The organism is Sphingomonas sp. Leaf357 (genome assembly GCF_001423845.1).
Classification (GTDB): domain Bacteria; phylum Pseudomonadota; class Alphaproteobacteria; order Sphingomonadales; family Sphingomonadaceae; genus Sphingomonas.
This window is the reverse complement of the sequence record NZ_LMPM01000001.1, coordinates 1,808,562-1,825,113: the sequence shown is the minus strand read 5'-3', so window position 1 is coordinate 1,825,113 and position 16,552 is coordinate 1,808,562. Positions and strand designations below refer to the sequence as shown.

General features: G+C 66.9%; 19 protein-coding genes. 15 read left to right on the top strand and 4 right to left on the bottom strand.

Annotation, left to right across the window (positions count from 1 at the left end):
* The first annotated feature begins 11 nt into the window (after window positions 1-11).
* The 5 genes from ASG11_RS08405 (at window position 12) to hemW (ending at window position 3,608) form a co-directional block, all read left to right on the top strand.
* Window positions 12-440 (top strand): hypothetical protein, encoded by a 429-nt coding sequence (locus ASG11_RS08405; protein WP_156363702.1) that lies wholly within the window; start codon window positions 12-14, stop codon window positions 438-440.
* Window positions 437-1,255 carry a ferredoxin--NADP reductase gene (locus ASG11_RS08400; protein ID WP_055777678.1) on the top strand — a complete coding sequence of 273 codons (819 nt, stop codon included), beginning with the start codon at window positions 437-439 and terminating at the stop codon, window positions 1,253-1,255. The genes ASG11_RS08405 and ASG11_RS08400 overlap by 4 nt, the downstream gene beginning before the upstream one ends.
* 89 nt (window positions 1,256-1,344) lie before the next feature.
* Window positions 1,345-1,887, top strand: coding sequence for a DUF3617 domain-containing protein (locus tag ASG11_RS08395; RefSeq protein ID WP_168371716.1), 543 nt, complete (start codon window positions 1,345-1,347; stop codon window positions 1,885-1,887).
* A gap of 85 nt (window positions 1,888-1,972) precedes the next feature.
* Window positions 1,973-2,368: a VOC family protein gene (locus ASG11_RS08390; protein ID WP_055777672.1), complete on the top strand. Its 396-nt coding sequence runs from the start codon at window positions 1,973-1,975 to the stop codon at window positions 2,366-2,368.
* A 55-nt stretch (window positions 2,369-2,423) separates the two neighbouring features.
* Window positions 2,424-3,608 carry a radical SAM family heme chaperone HemW gene (gene hemW, locus ASG11_RS08385; RefSeq protein ID WP_055777669.1) on the top strand — a complete coding sequence of 395 codons (1,185 nt, stop codon included), beginning with the start codon at window positions 2,424-2,426 and terminating at the stop codon, window positions 3,606-3,608.
* A gap of 138 nt (window positions 3,609-3,746) precedes the next feature.
* Here hemW and ASG11_RS08380 read toward each other — a convergent pair whose 3' ends face one another.
* Window positions 3,747-4,949, bottom strand: a complete 1,203-nt coding sequence (locus ASG11_RS08380) for a penicillin-binding protein activator (RefSeq protein WP_055777666.1) — start codon at window positions 4,947-4,949, stop codon at window positions 3,747-3,749.
* Here ASG11_RS08380 and rsmI point away from each other — a divergent pair.
* The 4 genes from rsmI (at window position 4,948) to ASG11_RS08360 (ending at window position 8,126) form a co-directional block, all read left to right on the top strand.
* Complete coding sequence (gene rsmI / locus ASG11_RS08375; protein ID WP_055777664.1) at window positions 4,948-5,808, top strand: 16S rRNA (cytidine(1402)-2'-O)-methyltransferase; 861 nt, start codon at window positions 4,948-4,950, stop codon at window positions 5,806-5,808. The two genes, ASG11_RS08380 and rsmI, sit on opposite strands and share 2 nt — an antisense overlap.
* A 50-nt stretch (window positions 5,809-5,858) precedes the next feature.
* Window positions 5,859-6,212 (top strand): YraN family protein, encoded by a 354-nt coding sequence (locus ASG11_RS08370; protein ID WP_055777661.1) that lies wholly within the window; start codon window positions 5,859-5,861, stop codon window positions 6,210-6,212.
* Window positions 6,213-6,390: 178 nt separating this feature from the next.
* Entirely contained in the window at window positions 6,391-7,347 is a 957-nt protein-coding gene (gene gshB / locus ASG11_RS08365; protein WP_055777658.1) for a glutathione synthase, read from the top strand.
* Between the two features lie 173 nt (window positions 7,348-7,520).
* Window positions 7,521-8,126: a DedA family protein gene (locus tag ASG11_RS08360; RefSeq protein ID WP_055777656.1), complete on the top strand. Its 606-nt coding sequence runs from the start codon at window positions 7,521-7,523 to the stop codon at window positions 8,124-8,126.
* Here ASG11_RS08360 and ASG11_RS08355 read toward each other — a convergent pair.
* Entirely contained in the window at window positions 8,098-8,604 is a 507-nt protein-coding gene (locus ASG11_RS08355) for a GAF domain-containing protein (protein ID WP_236697429.1), read from the bottom strand. The two genes, ASG11_RS08360 and ASG11_RS08355, sit on opposite strands and share 29 nt — an antisense overlap.
* Before the next feature lie 55 nt (window positions 8,605-8,659).
* On the bottom strand, window positions 8,660-9,544 hold the full coding sequence (locus ASG11_RS08350; protein WP_055777653.1) for a tyrosine recombinase XerC: 885 nt from the start codon (window positions 9,542-9,544) through the stop codon (window positions 8,660-8,662).
* A 96-nt stretch (window positions 9,545-9,640) separates the two neighbouring features.
* Here ASG11_RS08350 and ASG11_RS08345 point away from each other — a divergent pair, with 96 nt between their 5' ends.
* Together ASG11_RS08345 and ASG11_RS08340 are read left to right on the top strand one after the other, a co-directional pair.
* Window positions 9,641-10,006 (top strand): hypothetical protein, encoded by a 366-nt coding sequence (locus ASG11_RS08345; RefSeq protein WP_055777650.1) that lies wholly within the window; start codon window positions 9,641-9,643, stop codon window positions 10,004-10,006.
* 36 nt (window positions 10,007-10,042) lie between these two features.
* Window positions 10,043-11,536, top strand: coding sequence for a diguanylate cyclase domain-containing protein (locus ASG11_RS08340; protein ID WP_168371715.1), 1,494 nt, complete (start codon window positions 10,043-10,045; stop codon window positions 11,534-11,536).
* A gap of 127 nt (window positions 11,537-11,663) precedes the next feature.
* Here the strand turns inward: ASG11_RS08340 and ASG11_RS08335 are convergent, their stop codons facing one another.
* A complete protein-coding gene (locus tag ASG11_RS08335; RefSeq protein WP_055777647.1) occupies window positions 11,664-12,143 on the bottom strand; it encodes a hypothetical protein in 480 nt (159 codons plus the stop codon).
* A 63-nt stretch (window positions 12,144-12,206) separates the two neighbouring features.
* On the opposite strand from ASG11_RS08335, the gene ASG11_RS08330 reads away from it, so the two are divergent.
* The 4 genes from ASG11_RS08330 to ASG11_RS08315 all read left to right on the top strand — a co-directional run bounded on the left by ASG11_RS08330 (window position 12,207) and on the right by ASG11_RS08315 (window position 16,542).
* Window positions 12,207-14,378: a primosomal protein N' gene (locus ASG11_RS08330; RefSeq protein WP_055777645.1), complete on the top strand. Its 2,172-nt coding sequence runs from the start codon at window positions 12,207-12,209 to the stop codon at window positions 14,376-14,378.
* A 66-nt stretch (window positions 14,379-14,444) separates the two neighbouring features.
* Window positions 14,445-14,636 carry a type II toxin-antitoxin system VapB family antitoxin gene (locus ASG11_RS08325; RefSeq protein WP_055777643.1) on the top strand — a complete coding sequence of 64 codons (192 nt, stop codon included), beginning with the start codon at window positions 14,445-14,447 and terminating at the stop codon, window positions 14,634-14,636.
* Window positions 14,636-15,034 (top strand): type II toxin-antitoxin system VapC family toxin, encoded by a 399-nt coding sequence (gene vapC, locus ASG11_RS08320; protein WP_055777640.1) that lies wholly within the window; start codon window positions 14,636-14,638, stop codon window positions 15,032-15,034. The genes ASG11_RS08325 and vapC overlap by 1 nt, the downstream gene beginning before the upstream one ends.
* The gene (locus tag ASG11_RS08315; protein WP_082472673.1) at window positions 15,034-16,542 is read left to right on the top strand and encodes a S1C family serine protease; all 1,509 of its coding nucleotides are present in this window, start codon (window positions 15,034-15,036) and stop codon (window positions 16,540-16,542) included. Before vapC ends, ASG11_RS08315 begins: the two co-directional genes overlap by 1 nt.
* Window positions 16,543-16,552 lie beyond the last annotated feature (10 nt).

Here is a 16,552-nt window from a genome sequence, read left to right as displayed (position 1 = left end):
AGAGGCTGACGATGTATCGCTATCTCGAGCGTGATGTCGCCGAACTCGACCCGCCGGCCGCGTTTCTGATCGCGGCGATGCGGGTCTGGGTCGGCGCGGCGACGCGGGCACGGTGCCCGCGCGCTGCGCTCCGTCCCCTGTTCGACCGGCACGGCGTCGCGGACGTGCTCCCCGATTTCGGTATCGTCATGGCCGCGCTCGCCACGGACGGGCTGGCCAACCTGCATTTCGCGCCCGACGGCTGGAAAATCGTCCGCGACGACGAGGCGATCTTGCTCGGCCTGTTCGACGCTGCGGTGTCGCCCGATCCCGCCGCAGTATACCGGATCGCCGCCGCGCTCGTGGCCGACGACGCGGTAAACTATCTCGCACGTGCAGCAAAACTTGTCGCCGCGAGTCTTGCGTGCGGCACGACACTTCGTGCAGGGGAGCGGCCATGAATATGCACGTCCGTCCGCCTGCCTTGATTCCGGACCACAGCGCCTTTTCCACCGCGGAAGTGCTGTGGGTGAAGCATTGGAACGAACATCTGTTCAGCTTCGCCATCACGCGCCCGGCCAGCTTCCGCTTCCGCTCGGGCGAATTCGTGATGATCGGCCTGCCGACCGACAGCGGCAAACCGTTGATGCGCGCCTATTCGATCGCGAGCCCCGATTATGCCGAGGAACTCGAATTCCTCTCGATCAAGGTGCCGGACGGCCCGCTGACCGCACGGCTGCAGACGGTCCACGCCGGTGACCAATTATATCTCGGCAAGAAACCGGTCGGCACCTTGGTGTGCGACGCGCTGCTGCCGGGCCGCCGCCTGTTCCTGTTCTCCACCGGCACCGGCCTCGCGCCGTTTCTCAGCTTGGCGCGCGACCCTTCTATCTACGACATGTTCACGCAGATCGTGCTGGTCCACTGCGTGCGCCGCGTCAGCGACCTGGCCTATCATGACGAGCTGACGGCGCAGCTCGCCGCCGATCCCCTGGTGTCGGACCAGGCGCTGCTGCAATTCCATTACGTGCCGACGGTGACGCGCGAACCATTCCGCACCGCCGGGCGGATCGGCGCGCTGATCGAGGATGGGCGGCTGTTCGCCCCGCCGGTCGGCGGCGAACGTGCGCTGAACTCGGAGACCGACCGCATCATGATGTGCGGTAGCATGGCGATGATCCGCGATCTCGGCGCGATGCTGGAATCGCAGGGCTTCACCGAAGGATCGAACGCCAACCCCGGCCATTACGTGATCGAGCGCGCCTTCGTCGATTGAACGCGCTTCAAGGCGCGGCGCGCGACTTTACGATTGCACTCGCGCGCCTGAACCTCGAAAGATCGCCCCGTAATCAGGGGAGAATGTCCATGCGTAACCTTATCGCCCTCACCGGCGTCGCCTTGCTCGTCGCCGGCTGCGGCAAAGGCGATTCGGGTCCGGTGAAGCGCCAGCCGGGCAGCTGGAGCCAAAAGATCGAGATCGTCGAGTTCGCCGGGCCGGGCATCAAGCCCGAGCAGAAGGCGCAGATGCAGCAGATGATGAACATGATGGCCGGCGTATCCGCCTGCATCACGCCCGAATTCGCCGCGCAGGAAGACGCGGAGAAGAACCTGACCGCGATGGGCGGCGCGCAGAACAACTGCAAGGTGACCGACAAGACCATCTCGGGCGGCAAGATCGCCTTTACCGCCAATTGCTCGAAGGATGGTCGGGCCGTGAAACTCACCGCCGACGGCACGAGCAGCGCGACCGAGCAGAACATCAAGATGTCGGTCGAATCGGCCGGCACCAACAACGATGGCGGCAAGCTGGTGATGAACGTCAGCGCCAAGCGCGAAGGCGAATGCAAGCCGGGCGAGTTCACCCCGCCGGTGCCGAAGGCAGTCGCGACCCCCGCCGCGAAGTCCTGATCCACGTTCCCCGGCCGTCGCCGGGGAACGCTTATGCCAGCACAAGACCAGGCGGGCGAACCGCCGGCGGATAGGGAGAGAGACGATGATCGGCTATACGACGCTGGGCACCAACGATATCGACAAAGCGCTGGCCTTCTATGACGGCCTGCTGGCGACGATGGGCGGCAGGCGGCTGATCACGATGCCGGATGCGCGCGGCTTCACTCTGTACGGCGCGGGTCGCGACAAGCCGATGCTGGCGATCACCAAGCCGTATGACGGCGGCACGGCCAACCCGGGCAATGGCACGATGGTCGCGTTGCTGGCGGACAGCCGGGCGCAGGTCGATGCGGTGCATGCCAAAGCGATCGCGCTCGGCGGGCAGGACGAGGGCGCGCCGGGCCTGCGGGGCGGGGTCGGGCCGCAGGCGTTCTATGGTGCCTATTTCCGCGATCTGGATGGCAACAAGTTCTGCGCCTATCGCACCGGCGAGGAATAAGGCCGGGCGCACGGCATCTTCCCTCGGGCGGCCGGGGCGCGCATAGCGCGCGCCCATGAGCCTTGCCGAACCGCCCGTTTCAGATCCGTTCACGCGCGCGGCACCGCCGCTGGCGCTGTACGTCCACTGGCCGTTCTGCGTCTCGAAATGCCCGTACTGCGATTTCAACAGCCATGTCCGCGATTCCGTGGACCAGGCCGCATGGCGCGCCGGGCTGCTCGCCGATCTGGCGCACGAGGCGGCGCTTACCCCGGGACGCAGGCTCGGCTCGATCTTCTTCGGTGGCGGCACGCCCTCGCTGATGCCGCCCGAGACCACCGCGGCGATCATTCGCGCCGCGGAGGAGGCCTGGGGCTTTACCGAGGATATCGAGATCACTTTGGAGGCCAACCCCTCCTCGGTCGAGGCTGCTCGCTTCGCCGATATCGCGCGCGCCGGCGTCAACCGCGTGTCGCTCGGGCTGCAAGCGCTCGACAACGAGGCGCTTGAATTCCTCGGCCGCGCGCATGACGTGCGCGAGGGGCTGGCGGCGCTGGAGACGGCGCAGGCGGCGTTCGCGCGCGTCAGTTTCGACCTCATCTACGCCCGGCCCGGCCAGACGCTCGGCGACTGGGACCGTGAGCTCGCCCGCGCGCTGGCGTTCGGGACCGAACACCTCTCGCTCTATCAATTGACGATCGAGCCCGGCACGCGCTTCGCGACCGAGGCGGCGGCGGGCCGGATCGTCATCCCCGACGGCGACAGCGCCGCCGATCTGTTCGAAGCGACCCGCGCCGTGACGGCCGCCGCCGGCCTGCCCGCCTACGAAATCTCCAATCACGCGCGGCCCGGATCGGAGAGCCGCCACAATCTCGTCTACTGGCGCTATCAGGATTATCTCGGCATCGGCCCGGGCGCGCACGGGCGACGCGGTGGCCTCGCCACGGTGCGGCGCAGGAAGCCCGAAAACTGGATGGCGGCGATCGAGCGCAATCAGCACGGGATCGAGATCGAGGAACCGCTCGCGCCCCGCACCCGCGCGACCGAAGCGTTGCTGATGGGCTTGCGCCTGCGCGAGGGCGTCGATCTCGCCCGCATCGCGCGGCTGGGGGAGACAACGATCCCCGGGCTGGTCGATCTGCCGGCGCTGGCTAAATTGGAGGATCAGGGTCTGGCGCGACGCGACGGCGATCGCCTGGCGATCACCGAGGCGGGGATGATCTTGCTCGACGCGATCTTGCCGATCGTGGTGCGGTCATAAGCCACGTAATCGTAGCTGACCGTCCAACCAACTCGACCGTCATCCTGAACTTGCTTCAGGATCCACCGTGCCACACTCCCGCCGCTCCGAGGGGAAAGGTGGATTCTGAAACGAGTTCAGGATGACGGATACTTGGGCCTACTTCAAGAATCCGGTCGGCGCCGGGGACACGATCACGGTCGTCCCGCCGCGGATCTCCTGCACTTCCAGCGCCCGCTCCGCGATATTGTCGCGGCCGAAGCGGAACGCGCCGTCGATCCCGCCGAAACCGCCGCGATCCTTCAACTTGTCCTCGGGAAAGGCCGATCCGATCGGCCAGTCGCGCGCGATGCGTACCGTCAGCAGTACCGCGTCGTAACCGAGGCTCGACAGGCGGAACGGCGCGGTGCCGAAGCGGGCGCGGTATTTCGCGGCATATTGGCGGTACAGTGCATCCGGCACGCTGGCGAACCACGCACCGTTCAGCGCGGGCTTGCCGTTGACCGAGGCATCCGAGTTCCACAGTTCGGTGCCGAGCACGCGGGCGCTGGCGGCGCCGCTCTTGCGCAGGATCGGCACCGCCGCCGCCGCGCTGTTCGCCGCATCCGCGATCAGCACCGCCTCGTACGGCGAATTGTGCCCCATGCGTGTGATCGCCGCGCTGATCGATCCGGGCGCGCGATCATAGGTCTGCAGCGTCACGACCTGCCCGCCCGCGCCTTCGACGGCGCGCAGGAACGAAGTCGAGGCGCGTTCGCCATATAGGCCGTTCGGCACCAGCCCGGCGAAGCTCGACATGCCTTGTCCGCGCGCATAATCGACCACGCGGGTGATCGACTGGCCGGGCATGTAGCCCATCAGATACGATCCGTTGCCCGCCGCGCTGGCGTCGTTGGAGAAGCTGACCACCGGCACGCCGGCGCGCTTCGCCACCGGTGCCACCGCCTTGACGTCATCGGCGAGCAACGGTCCGAGGATCAGGCGATTGCCGTCGTCGATCGCGCGCTGTGCCGCGTTCGCCGAGCCCAGTGCCGCCGTGTCGTAGGTCGTGATGCGGATGCGTTCGTTGTTCGTATCTAGCAAGGCGAGTTGGGTGGCGTTGGAGATGCTCTGCCCTACGCCGGCGTTCGATCCGGTCAGCGGCACGAGCAGGGCGACGCGGTGGCGCGCGGTATCGGTCGGGATGCCGGGATCGACCTGAGTCGGGCCGGTCGTCTGCGGACGGGTCGGCTGCGGTCGGATCGTCGGCGCGGGGCCGCGCGGCACGACCGTCTGGCACGCGCTCAGCACGAGCGCGGCGGCGACCGTCATCCATCTGGCAAGCGACATGCCCCGTTGCGGTATCGATAAGCCCTCTGCCATGACGTTTCCCATGATGAATGCCGAACCCGCGTCCGGTCTTGTACCCGGTCTCTATATCGTCGCCACCCCGATCGGCAATCTCGGCGATCTCTCGCCGCGTGCCGCCGAGGTGCTGGCGGGCTGCGCGGTGATCGCGGTGGAGGACAGCCGCGTCACCGCGAAACTGCTTCACCATATCGGCATCAAACGGCCGATGACGCCGTATCACGATCATAATGCCGAAGGGGTGCGCCCCGGCCTGATCGCGCGGATGGGGCATGAGGCGGTCGCGCTGGTGTCGGACGCGGGCACGCCGCTGATTTCCGATCCGGGTTACAAACTGGTCCGCGATGCGCGCGCGGCGGGGCATCTGGTGGTGACGGTCCCCGGCCCCTGCGCGGCCATCGCGGCGCTCACGCTGGCGGGATTGCCGACCGACCGGTTCCTATACCTGGGATTCCTCCCGCCCAAAGCCGCCGCCCGCGCGACGGCGATCCGCGAGGTCGCGGCGGTGCGCGCGACTTTGGTACTGTATGAATCCGGTCCGCGCCTGGGCGCGACGCTGGCGACGCTGGCGGAGGAACTGGGCGACCGCGATGCGGCGGTGACGCGCGAGATCACCAAAAGGTTCGAGGAAGCGGTGACGGGAACGTTGGGCCAGTTGGCTGAGCGCTATGCCGATGCGCCGCCCAGGGGCGAGATCGTGATCGTCATCGCGCCGCCGGGCGAGCCGGAGGCGGCGAGCGAAGCGGATGCGGACGCCGCGCTGGCGGAGGCGCTGACGCGACTGTCCACCGGGCAGGCGGCGAGCGAGGTGGCCAAGAAGCTCGGCGTGGATCGCAAGGCGCTTTATGCGCGGGCGCTGGAGATGAAGGGGTGAACGGGGGTTTTCTTCCTGAAGCCCCTCCCCTTCAGGGGAGGGGCTAAGAAATGCGTGACCGCCGCACCGCCGAAGCTTCCGGCCGCCGAGGTGAACGCCTTGCCGGCTGGTGGCTGCGGCTGAAAGGCTGGCGTATCCTGGATCGTCGCGTGCGCACTCCCGCCGGGGAGGTCGACTTGGTCGCGCGGAAGGGCAATCTGGTCGCGTTCGTCGAGGTGAAACTCCGCAAGACGGCCGCCGAGCTCGATCACGCGATCGACGAACGCCGGCTCGCGCGCGTCGCGGCGGCCGCCGAGGTGCTGATGCCGACCTATGCCGGCCCGGGCGACGACATCCGTGTCGACGTGATCCTGATCGCGCCCGGCGAGCGGCCCCGCCATATCGAGAATGCCTGGATCGGTTGAGCGGGATCGGGTGACGCGGTCGGGTGACATTCCCGCGGCCCGCCCCTATCTGCCCGATCAGTCCATCCCGTCACCCCAGCGCAGGCTGGGGTCTCGTGGTGCGGGCGTAACGCTCGCCTCCCTCGTCACCCCAGCCTGCGCTGGGGTGACGAGGGAGGCGTGGGAAAAGGATCCTTCGATGCCGCTCACCGTCGCCGTCCAGATGGACCCCATCCAGTCGATCAACATCGCGGGCGACTCGACCTTCGCGCTGATGCTGTCGGCGCAGGCGCGCGGGCACCGGCTGTTTCATTATGACGCCGAGGATCTGAACTATGCCGATGGTCGCGTCTGGGCGAAGGCTCAGCCGGTGACGGTGCAGCGCGTGGTTGGCGATCACTTCGCGTTCGGGGCGTCGGTCAGTCTCGATCTCGGCGAGGATGCGGACGTCGTGCTGATGCGGCAGGATCCTCCGTTCGACCTGGGCTACATCACCGCGACGCATCTGCTCGAGCGGATCGCGCACAAGACTTTGGTCGTCAACGACCCCGCCAGCGTGCGCAACGCGCCGGAAAAGGTTTTCGTGCTGGATTACCCGCAATTCATGCCGCCGACGCTTGTCACGCGCAGCCTGGAAGAAGCCCGAGGCTTCCTCGCGAAGCACAAGGAGATCGTCATCAAGCCGCTGCACGGCAATGGCGGCAAGGCGATCTTCAAGGTCGGATCGGACGGCGCGAACCTGTCCGCGCTGATCGAGGTGTTCAACATGACGTGGCGCGAGCCGCACATGATCCAGGCGTTCCTGCCCGACGTGGCCAAGGGCGACAAGCGCATCGTGCTGGTCGATGGCGAGGTGGTCGGCGCGATCAACCGCCTGCCGGGCGAGGGCGAAATCCGCTCTAACCTCGCGGTCGGCGGTTCGGCGGTGAAGACCGACCTGACGGACAAGGAGCGCGAGATCTGCGCCGTGCTCGGCCCGGAACTGAAGAAGCGCGGGCTGCTGTTCGTCGGCATCGACGTGATCGGCGGCCAGTGGCTGACCGAGATCAACGTCACCTCCCCCACCGGGCTGGTGGCGATCGACCGGTTCGACGGCGTGGATACGGCGGCGATGATCTGGGCGGCGATCGAGGCGAAGGTGGCGGCGAAGAGCTAGCTCGCCCGTTCATTCCAAATTGTCCGTTCGTTTCGAACGCCGTCTGTGCTGAGCTTGTCGAAGCACCGCCCTTCTGTTCGGCGGAAGTGAAGAAGGGCAATGCTTCGACAAGCTCAGCACGGACGGATTAGGGGTGACGGCACCTTTCCGACCGCGAATGGTTAGACCACACCATGACCGACCTCATCGTCAACCTGATCGCCTGGGGCGGGTATTTCGGCATCTTCCTGCTGATGGCGCTCGAGAATATCATTCCGCCCATCCCGTCCGAAGTGATCATGGGTCTTGGCGGCATCGCGGTGGCGCGAGGGCAGATGGCGATCGTTCCGCTGATCGCGTTCGGCACGATGGGCACGGTGGCCGGCAATGTCTTCTGGTACGAACTTGGACGTCGCGTCGGCTATCAAAGGTTCCGGCCGCTGGTCGATCGATATGGGCGCTGGTTGGCGATCGAGTGGCAGGACGTGGAGTCGCTGCACCGTTTCTTCCGCAGCCATGGTCAGTGGATCGTGTTCGTGTTTCGCTTCATGCCCGCCTTCCGCACGATCGTGTCGCTCCCCGCTGGCATGGCGCACATGAACCGCTGGAAGTTCTTGGTCTGGACGGGGGGTGGCGCGGCGATCTGGAACTGCGTGCTTGCGGGCGCCGGCTTCTATCTCGGCACCAATTTCAAGCAGCTCGAACATTATGTCGGCCCGGCCGCGATGGCGACGATGGTGCTGGTCGTCCTGCTCTACGCTTGGCGGGTCCTCACCTGGAAGCCGCGAGATCAGCGCTGAGAGCGTCGAGTTCCCCTGCGATCGTCCGCGCAAATCTCTCGATCTCGCTACGCACCTCGTTCAGGCTGCTGCGCCGCGCCGCCGGATCGATCGCACACAAGGTGCCGAAGAAGCTGCCATCGTCGCGAACGATCGGCATCGAGATATAGCTCTTGAAGCCGTACATGATCGGCGTGTGATGCGTGCGCCATCTCGGCTCACTGGCGACGTTGTCGATCACCACCGCCGTACCACTGCCCCGGATCTCGGAACAGATCGTCGTGCGGACCTCGAGCTCCTCGCCTGCATCGAGACCGAAATCGATATCGTCCTGCACTTGGCAGGCGATCCAGCGATCCTCGGTTACCCGCGCCACCGCCGCGAAACCCATGCCGGTGATGCGGCAGACCTCCGACAGGATCGATTTCACGGCGGCGATGTGCTGGACGGCAGCAATATCGGCCTGCAATTCTGGGCTGAGCGGGGTCGTCGGTTTCACGGAGCGTTATTCCGCCATCAAAACGATGGATCGTCAACCGATATATCGAGTCCGGTCACGCCCGCGGGTGCGCGTTGCGGTACACGTCGAGCAGGTGTGCGGCATCCACCGCCGTATAGATTTGCGTCGAGCTCAAGGACGCATGGCCGAGCAACTCCTGGAGCGAGCGCAGATCCGCCCCGCGACCGAGCAGATGAGTCGCGAAGCTGTGGCGCAATGCGTGCGGCGTGGTGCGGTCGGCCAGCCCCAGCCGCGCCCGCGCCGCCTGCACCGATCGCCGGATGATCGCCGGATCGAGCACCCCACCCTTCGCACCACGAAACAGCGGATCGGTGCGCGAGACCGGCCAGGGGCACAGTCGCACATAGGCCTCAAGCCCGTCGCGCACCTGCGGCAGCAGCGGTACGATCCGCGTCTTGGCGCGCTTGCCCGTCACGCTCAGCGTCGCGCCGAGCGGCAGGATCGCGCCGGTCAGCGACAGCGCCTCGCCGATGCGCAGGCCCGCGCCGTAGAGCAGCATCAGCACCGCCCAGTCGCGCGCCGCGATCCACGGGGCCCTCGCCACCTCGGCGACATCTTCCACCAACGCCACCGCTTCGTCCGGGGATACCGGACGCGGCACACCCTTCTTCACCCGCGGCCCCTTCAAGCGAGGCGTCGACCCCTCGCCACAGGCAAAGGCGAGAAACCCGCGTACCGCCGACAATTCGCGCGCCGCCGATGCATTGCCCAGCCCCTCGGCCCGGCGGAAGGCGAGATAGGCGCGCAGGTCCGCCGCATCCGCCTGCCCCAGCCGCGCCGGCGACAGCGCCTCGCCCCAATGGCCCGAGAGGAAACCGACCAGCCGATGCGCCGTCGCGACATAGGCCCGCACGGTATGCGCCGAGCGGCGGCGATTGTGCGCGAGGTGATCGGCCCAGGCGAGGATGGCGGTCTGCATCGTCGCTCATCTTAATCCGCGCGTTTCCACGAAGCGAGCGTTGACGCGCCGCGCGGACGCGCGCTTATTCGTTTTATGATGTGTGGAGCCGGAACGATGCGCTGGATGCTGCTCGCCATACCCTTTGCGCTCGCCGCCGCGCCCACCCCGCCGCCGCTCGCGGGGGATTGGATCGTCGATCTGACCCCGAAGCCGACCGATCCGCCCTACACCAAGCCCATGCACCTGGATATCGCAGCCGACGGAACCGTCTCCGGCCTGTTCTATCAGAGCGAGATCGAGGCCGGACGCTGGAAGACGGATCGCGGCCGCACCTGCGTCAGTTTCCGCACGTCCGACGGCAAGGGCCCCTATCACACCGCCGCGTGCCTGGTCGGCGATCGTGTCGAAGGGCAGACCTGGGCCGAGCACCGCAATTTTCTTTTCAACTGGAACGCGACACGCGCGAAAACTGCCGGCTGATCGCCGGAACCCGATCCGGATATGGCAAGGTTGTTAATGCCTTGCACCTATTGCGCGGTGATGACCGCGCCGACCGACACGCTGTTCCCCGCCCCGACCGAGGAGGATCGCCGCCTCTCCGCCCTGCATGCATTGGGTTTGCTGGATTCCGAGCCCGAGGGCGCGTTTGACGCGCTCGTGGCCCTCACCGCGACGCGATTCGATTGCCCGGTCTCGATGCTCACCCTGATCGATCGCAATCGCCAGTGGATCAAGGCGAAGTTCGGTACCGATCTCGAGGAAACCAGCCGCGACGTCGCCTTTTGCGACCACACGATCCGCGGCGACGCGCCGCTCGTCGTCACCGATGCGGCGCTCGATCCGCGCTTTGCCGACAATCCGCTGGTCGTCGGCGATCCGCAGATCCGGTTCTATGCCGGTGCGCCGATTCACGTCGCGGATGGCGGTGAACGTCATGCGATCGGTGCGATCTGTCTGATCGACGACAAGCCGCGCGAGATGACCGCCGAACAGGCCGAGACGCTGACGCATATCGCCACGGTGATCGAGGCGCTGATCGCCGCACGCCGCGCGGCGCTCGAGGCGGTGTCGATCGCCGAGAGCGCGCAGGCGCAATCACGCGTGCTGCGCCGGCAGGAGCGTGTGTTCCGTCAGGTCGAGCGCATGTCGATGATCGGCAGCTGGCGGCTGGATCTCGGTGACGAATCGGTGACCTGGTCGGACGGTGTCTACCGGATCCATGAACTCGAGCCCGGCACGTCGCCCGATCTGCTGTCCGCGCTGGATTTCTATCCCCCGCACGATCGCGCGACGATCAGCGACGCACTGACCGGCACGATCGAAAGCGGCGCGCCCTACGAGGTGGAGGTCGACTTCATCACCGCCAAGGGCAAGCGCCGCCGGGTGCGCAGCCGGGGCGAGCTGGAGGTCGAGAATGGCCGCGCCGTCGCGGTGATCGGCGTGTTCCAGGACGTGACCGATCGCTACCGCGTCGAGCGCAAGTTACGCGAATCCGCCAGCACCGACGAGGTGACGCGGATCGCCAACCGCGCCGAATTCAACCGCGTGCTGGAAGCGGAATTGCAGGCCGCGCGGCGCGGAAAGCCCGTCGTGCTTGTGCTGATCGACCTCGACCATTTCAAGACGACCAACGATACCTATGGCCATATGGCGGGCGACGACGTGCTGCGCGCGATCGGCCAAAGGCTGCGCGCGCCGTTCCTGAACGGCAGTTTCGCCGCGCGGCTGGGCGGGGACGAATTCGCACTGCTGCTGACCGATCCGGAGTTGGTCGCCGACGCACCCGCCACGATCGCGCGGCTGCTCGAACTGCTCAGGACGCCGGTGCAGTCGAAGGACGATCTGCTGGCGGTATCCGGCACGATCGGATCGGCCCGCCCCGGCCCCGGCGTGGACACGGTCGGCGAGCTGATGCACGCCGCCGACATCGCGCTCTACACCGCCAAGCGCGCGCGGCGCGGGACGGCGCATGCCTTCGTCGCGCCGGGCGTGGCGGCAGTGAACCGATGAAGTCGACCCGGTTGTCCTGACCCTGTCGACGGGCTGCCGCTCTTCGCGCCGCAGATATCTCGCGTGATCAGGACGGACCGTGCTTCGCTAGACTCGGCACGGACGGCGTTCGGAGGACCGAACCCCCTTACTTAGGAACGATCATCACCTTGATCGTCGGCGTCTTGATGCCCGACAATTGCAACGTGTAACGCCCCGAGGCGAGCTTGAAATCGACGATCTTGCGCAGGCCGGTGCAGTTCGGGCCGTGCCCGTGCCCGGCCGACGCGAGCGCCGTGCCGCCGCTCACCACATCGACCCACGCGCCGCTGGCCAGCCCGACCTGATAGACGCCGGCCTTCGCCACGGTGAAGGACAGGGCCGTCGCGGTGCCGCCGCGCTTCACGACGTCACCCACCGCACCGGTCAGCTTCGACGGCTCCGTTCCGGTCGCCAGATACGGCGCGCCGATCGTCAGCCCGGTCGAGGCCGGCGCGTTCCATTTCGCGAAGGCCGGCGGCAGGTCGCCCGCGCGGACGCAGACCGGCTCGGGCTTCTCCATCTTCATATCGGGCGCCATCGGCGCGGCGGCGGCCTGGGCGAGCAACAACAGGGGCAGGAACGGCATCGGGGACTCCTCACGAAAACGTCTCCCTTCCTTCTAGTCGCCACCGCCGCCATATGCACGTCCATGTCGTCCCGCGCCCGTGTCATCGTGATGAATTCCGCGCTCGGCCCGCTCGATTACCGCGTGCCGCACGGCATGAGCGTCGCGCCGGGATCGATCGTCGTCGCACCGCTGGGGCCACGCCAGTTGCTCGGCGTGGTTTGGGAGGCGGACCGGATGCCGTCCGAGGCCGAGGTCGGCGACAATCGCCTGCGCAACCTGATGGGTGTGATCGACGTGCCGCCGATCGCCGCACCGTTGCGCCGGCTGGTCGAGTGGACCGCGGATTATTACCTCAGCCCCCCCGCCGCCGTGGTGCGCATGGCGATGCCGTCCAGTTCCGCGCTGGAGGGGGCGAAGACGATCACCGAATATCGCGCCACCGGCGAGGTGCCCGCGCGCCTGACGCCGCAGCGCGAGCAGGCGCTGGAGCGGATCGGCGTGCGACAGGGCCTGATCCGCGAACTGGCGACCGTGGCCGACGTGTCAGACGCTGTGATCCGGGGCCTGGTGAAAGCCGGCGCGCTGGAGGCGGTAGCGGTGGATATCGACAGCCCCTATCCCCTCCCCGATCCGGCGCACGGCAAGCCCGCTTTGTCGCCCGACCAGCGCGCGGCGGCGGAGACTTTGGTCGCCAACGTCGCGGCGCACGAATTCCAGCCGACCCTGCTCGACGGCGTCACCGGATCCGGCAAGACCGAGGTGTATTTCGAGGCGGTGGCGGAGGCGATCCGCGAAGGCCGCCAGACGCTCGTGCTGCTGCCCGAGATCGCGTTGACCGAGCCGTTCCTGCAACGCTTCACCGCACGCTTCGGCTGCGAACCGGTGGCGTGGCATTCTGGCCTGCGTCAATCCGAACGGCGGCGCGCGTGGCGGGCGATCGCCACCGGGCAGGCGCTGGTCACCGTCGGCGCGCGATCGGCGCTGTTCCTGCCCTACGCCGATCTCGGCCTGATCGTCGTCGACGAGGCGCACGAGACGAGCTTCAAGCAGGAAGACGGCGTCCATTATCACGCCCGCGACGTCGCGGTGATGCGGGGCAAGTTCGAAGGCGTGCCGGTGATCCTCGCCTCCGCCACCCCGGCGATCGAGACGCGCCAGCAGGTGGCGAGCGGGCGCTATGCCGAGCTGAAGCTGCCCGGCCGCTGGGGGGCGGCCGAGATGCCGGCGATCGAGGCGATCGACCTGATCCAGGATCCGCCCGATCGCGGCCGCTGGATCGCGCCGACCCTGGTCAAGGCGATGGCGGAGACGCTGGAACGGCGCGAACAGGTGCTGCTGTTCCTCAACCGGCGCGGCTATGCCCCGCTCACGCTCTGCCGGACGTGCGGTCACCGCTTCCAATGCCCCAATTGCACCGCCTGGATGGTCGAGCACCGGCTGGTCGCACGCATCACCTGCCACCATTGCGGCCATGCCGAACCGACGCCCCGCGCCTGCCCGGAATGCGGCAACGAGGATACGCTGGTCGCGGTTGGCCCGGGGGTGGAGCGGATTGCCGACGAAGTGAAATTGCTCTTCCCCGAGGCCAAGACGGCGGTCGTCACCTCCGACACGATCTGGTCGCCGGCCAAGGCGGCGGAGTTCGTCGCGCGAATGGAATCGCACGACATCGACATCGTCGTCGGCACGCAGCTGATCACCAAGGGCTATCACTTTCCCAACCTCACGCTGGTCGGGGTGATCGACGCCGATCTCGGCCTGAATGGCGGCGATCTCCGCGCGAGCGAGCGGACTTTCCAGCAGATCATGCAGGTATCGGGTCGCGCCGGCCGCGGCGAGAAGCCCGGCCATGTCTACATCCAGACGCACAGCCCCGACGCGCCGGTGATGCGCGCGCTGATCACCGGCGATGCCGAGGCCTTCTATGCCGCCGAGACCGAAAGCCGCCGCGAGGCCAACGCGCCGCCGTTCGGCCGCTTCGCCGGGATCGTCGTGTCGAGCGAGGACAAGGCGGCGGCGCACGAAATCGCCGTATTGATCGGCCGTTCCGCCCCGCAAGTAGAGGGCATGGAAGTCTACGGCCCCGCTCCTGCCCCCCTTGCCATGCTGCGCGGACGGCACCGGTTCCGGCTATTGGTACATGCACGGCGCGCGCTCGACGTGCAGGACGTGATCCGCGCGTGGCTAGGGAAACTGGATTGGCCGAGCAAGGTGCGCGTCGCGGTGGATGTCGATCCGTATAGTTTCGTTTGAGCAAGGCATCGTTGTCGTCCCGCGCCTAAGCCTTTATGTGTATGATTGGGCGAAAGGATACACATTATGCGCACGAACATCGTGATTGACGACGACTTGATCGCACAGGCCATGCAGACCAGCGGCGCGACGACCAAGCGCGAAGTGGTGGATCTCGGCCTTCGCGCGCTGATTCGTGCACAAGCTTATGCCGAATTGCGATCCTTACGCGGGAAGTTGCAGTGGGAGGGTGATCTGGACGCTATGCGGACGGATTGATGATCGTCGCGGATTCCAACGTGTGGATCGATTTCCTGGGCGGCACGATCCGTCCAAGCACCAATCGGCTCGACACCGCGTTGGCCGACCAATCGCTAGTCTTACTGGACGTGGTCGCAGCGGAAGTGCTGCAAGGACTGCGATCGGATCGTGATGTTAGTCGAACGATGAGATTGTTCGAAAGCTTGCAGTCACTTGAAATCGGCGGTCTGCCTCTAGCGATGGAGGCAGCGCGCAATTACCGCAGGTTGCGCGCGCTCGGCGTCACCCCTCGCAAGACCATCGATACCTTGATTGCCACGCGATGCATCGCCGACAATATTCCTTTGCTCTACGATGATCGCGATTTCGATCCGTTCGTGGCGCATCTCGGTTTGATTTCCGCTATGGACCGCTGATGATACCCCGCCTGTTCCTTGCCCTCCTGCTGCTCTTCGGCCTCACCGCCCCAGCGCACGCCGACGATATCTCCGCATCGGCCCGCAGCGTCGTGCGCGTCGTCACGGTGGCGGTGGTGGATGATGAGGTCGTCGGCTTCGGGCATGGCAGCGGGTTTGCGGTCGCGCCCAATCGGATCGTCACCAACGCGCATGTCGTCGATCTCGCGGCGCGCTATCCCGACAATGTCGTGATCGGCGTCGTGCCGTCCGAGGGCAACCGGTCCTATCAGGGCAAGGTGATCGCGATCGACACGCAGCGCGATCTGGCGTTGATCGAGCTGACCGGCGTGAAGCTGCCTACGCTGGCGCTCTACACCGGTCCGGTGGACGAGGGCAGTTCGATGACCGCGCTCGGCTATCCCGGCAATGTCGACATGGCGACGGCGCGGTCGGCGGCGGATTACATCATGCCGTTGTCGCCGATCCGATCCGAGGGCGTGTTCTCGGGCCGCCGCACGCTCTCGGGCGTCGAGGTGTTGCTGCACACCGCCAGCATCGCGCGAGGCAATTCGGGCGGCCCGTTGCTCGATCCGTGCGGCCGCGTGGTCGGCGTCAACTCGGCGCTGACGCATGGCGAGGATGGCGATGCCAGTTTCGGTTTCGCGATCGCCGACACCGAACTCGCGACCTTCCTGCGCAATGCGAAGCAGGATTTCGCGGGCGTCGGCAACCCCTGCACCAGCATCGCCGAGCGCCTCAAACAGGATAGCGACGCCGACGCGCTGGCCGCGTCCGATGCGCAGAAGGCGCGGCTCGATGCGAACAGCCAAGCCGCTGCCGCACGCGACAAGGCGATGGTCGGCGCGCGCGACGCGGCGCAGCGGCTGCGCGAGAATTTCATCGCCATCGCCGCCGGGCTGCTCGTCGCCGGTCTGCTCGCGGCGGGCGGTGCGGCGATGCTCGAACTGCGCGGGCTGCGGCCCTGGGCGATCGGCGTCGCGAGCGTCGGCGCGATTGTGTTCGTCGCCGCGCTGGTCGTTTTCGTGATGCGCCCGAGCGGGGAACCCGTGATGCCGCCGGTCGTGCCCGATGCCACGCCGACCGTCAGCAGCGATGCCGCGATCGGCCCGATGGTCTGCACCGTGCTGCCCAACCGCAGCCGCATCACCGTGTCTTCGCAGGACGATGTGAAGCTCGATTGGGGTGCCGGCGGCTGCGTCAACCAGCGCACGCAATATGCCGAGAACGGCAGCCGCTGGGATCGGATCCTCGTGCCGTCCGAGGAGCAGACCGTCTCCGTGCTGCAATTCGATCCGGCGACGAAGATCTATTCGAACGCGCGCTATTTGCTGTCCGCCGCGCAGATGGATGCCGTGCGCAAGGTGCGCAGCCAGGTGTCGCTAAAGGCCTGTTCCAGCGACATCGCGGCGCGTGCCAATCTCTCGACGCAACAGGCGGCGATCCGCGCCACGCTGCCGCCGCTGCCGAACGAGAAGATCGTTTATGCCTGCAAGGTGGCACCCTGACGCGCCGCGT

Bases quoted from the DNA above. Each gene is read 5' to 3' on its own strand.
- ASG11_RS08325 (WP_055777643.1), top strand. From the start codon at position 14,445: ATGCGCACGAACATCGTGATTGACGACGACTTGATCGCACAGGCCATG.
- ASG11_RS08400 (WP_055777678.1), top strand. From the start codon at position 437: ATGAATATGCACGTCCGTCCGCCTGCCTTGATTCCGGACCACAGCGCC.
- ASG11_RS08390 (WP_055777672.1), top strand. From the start codon at position 1,973: ATGATCGGCTATACGACGCTGGGCACCAACGATATCGACAAAGCGCTG.
- ASG11_RS08395 (WP_168371716.1), top strand. From the start codon at position 1,345: ATGCGTAACCTTATCGCCCTCACCGGCGTCGCCTTGCTCGTCGCCGGC.
- vapC (WP_055777640.1), top strand. From the start codon at position 14,636: ATGATCGTCGCGGATTCCAACGTGTGGATCGATTTCCTGGGCGGCACG.
- ASG11_RS08335 (WP_055777647.1), bottom strand. From the start codon at position 12,143: ATGCCGTTCCTGCCCCTGTTGTTGCTCGCCCAGGCCGCCGCCGCGCCG.
- ASG11_RS08370 (WP_055777661.1), top strand. From the start codon at position 5,859: ATGCGTGACCGCCGCACCGCCGAAGCTTCCGGCCGCCGAGGTGAACGC.
- ASG11_RS08345 (WP_055777650.1), top strand. From the start codon at position 9,641: ATGCGCTGGATGCTGCTCGCCATACCCTTTGCGCTCGCCGCCGCGCCC.
- hemW (WP_055777669.1), top strand. From the start codon at position 2,424: ATGAGCCTTGCCGAACCGCCCGTTTCAGATCCGTTCACGCGCGCGGCA.
- ASG11_RS08360 (WP_055777656.1), top strand. From the start codon at position 7,521: ATGACCGACCTCATCGTCAACCTGATCGCCTGGGGCGGGTATTTCGGC.
- ASG11_RS08340 (WP_168371715.1), top strand. From the start codon at position 10,043: ATGCCTTGCACCTATTGCGCGGTGATGACCGCGCCGACCGACACGCTG.
- ASG11_RS08405 (WP_156363702.1), top strand. From the start codon at position 12: ATGTATCGCTATCTCGAGCGTGATGTCGCCGAACTCGACCCGCCGGCC.
- ASG11_RS08380 (WP_055777666.1), bottom strand. From the start codon at position 4,949: ATGGCAGAGGGCTTATCGATACCGCAACGGGGCATGTCGCTTGCCAGA.
- rsmI (WP_055777664.1), top strand. From the start codon at position 4,948: ATGACGTTTCCCATGATGAATGCCGAACCCGCGTCCGGTCTTGTACCC.
- ASG11_RS08350 (WP_055777653.1), bottom strand. From the start codon at position 9,544: ATGCAGACCGCCATCCTCGCCTGGGCCGATCACCTCGCGCACAATCGC.
- gshB (WP_055777658.1), top strand. From the start codon at position 6,391: ATGCCGCTCACCGTCGCCGTCCAGATGGACCCCATCCAGTCGATCAAC.
- ASG11_RS08315 (WP_082472673.1), top strand. From the start codon at position 15,034: ATGATACCCCGCCTGTTCCTTGCCCTCCTGCTGCTCTTCGGCCTCACC.
- ASG11_RS08330 (WP_055777645.1), top strand. From the start codon at position 12,207: ATGTCGTCCCGCGCCCGTGTCATCGTGATGAATTCCGCGCTCGGCCCG.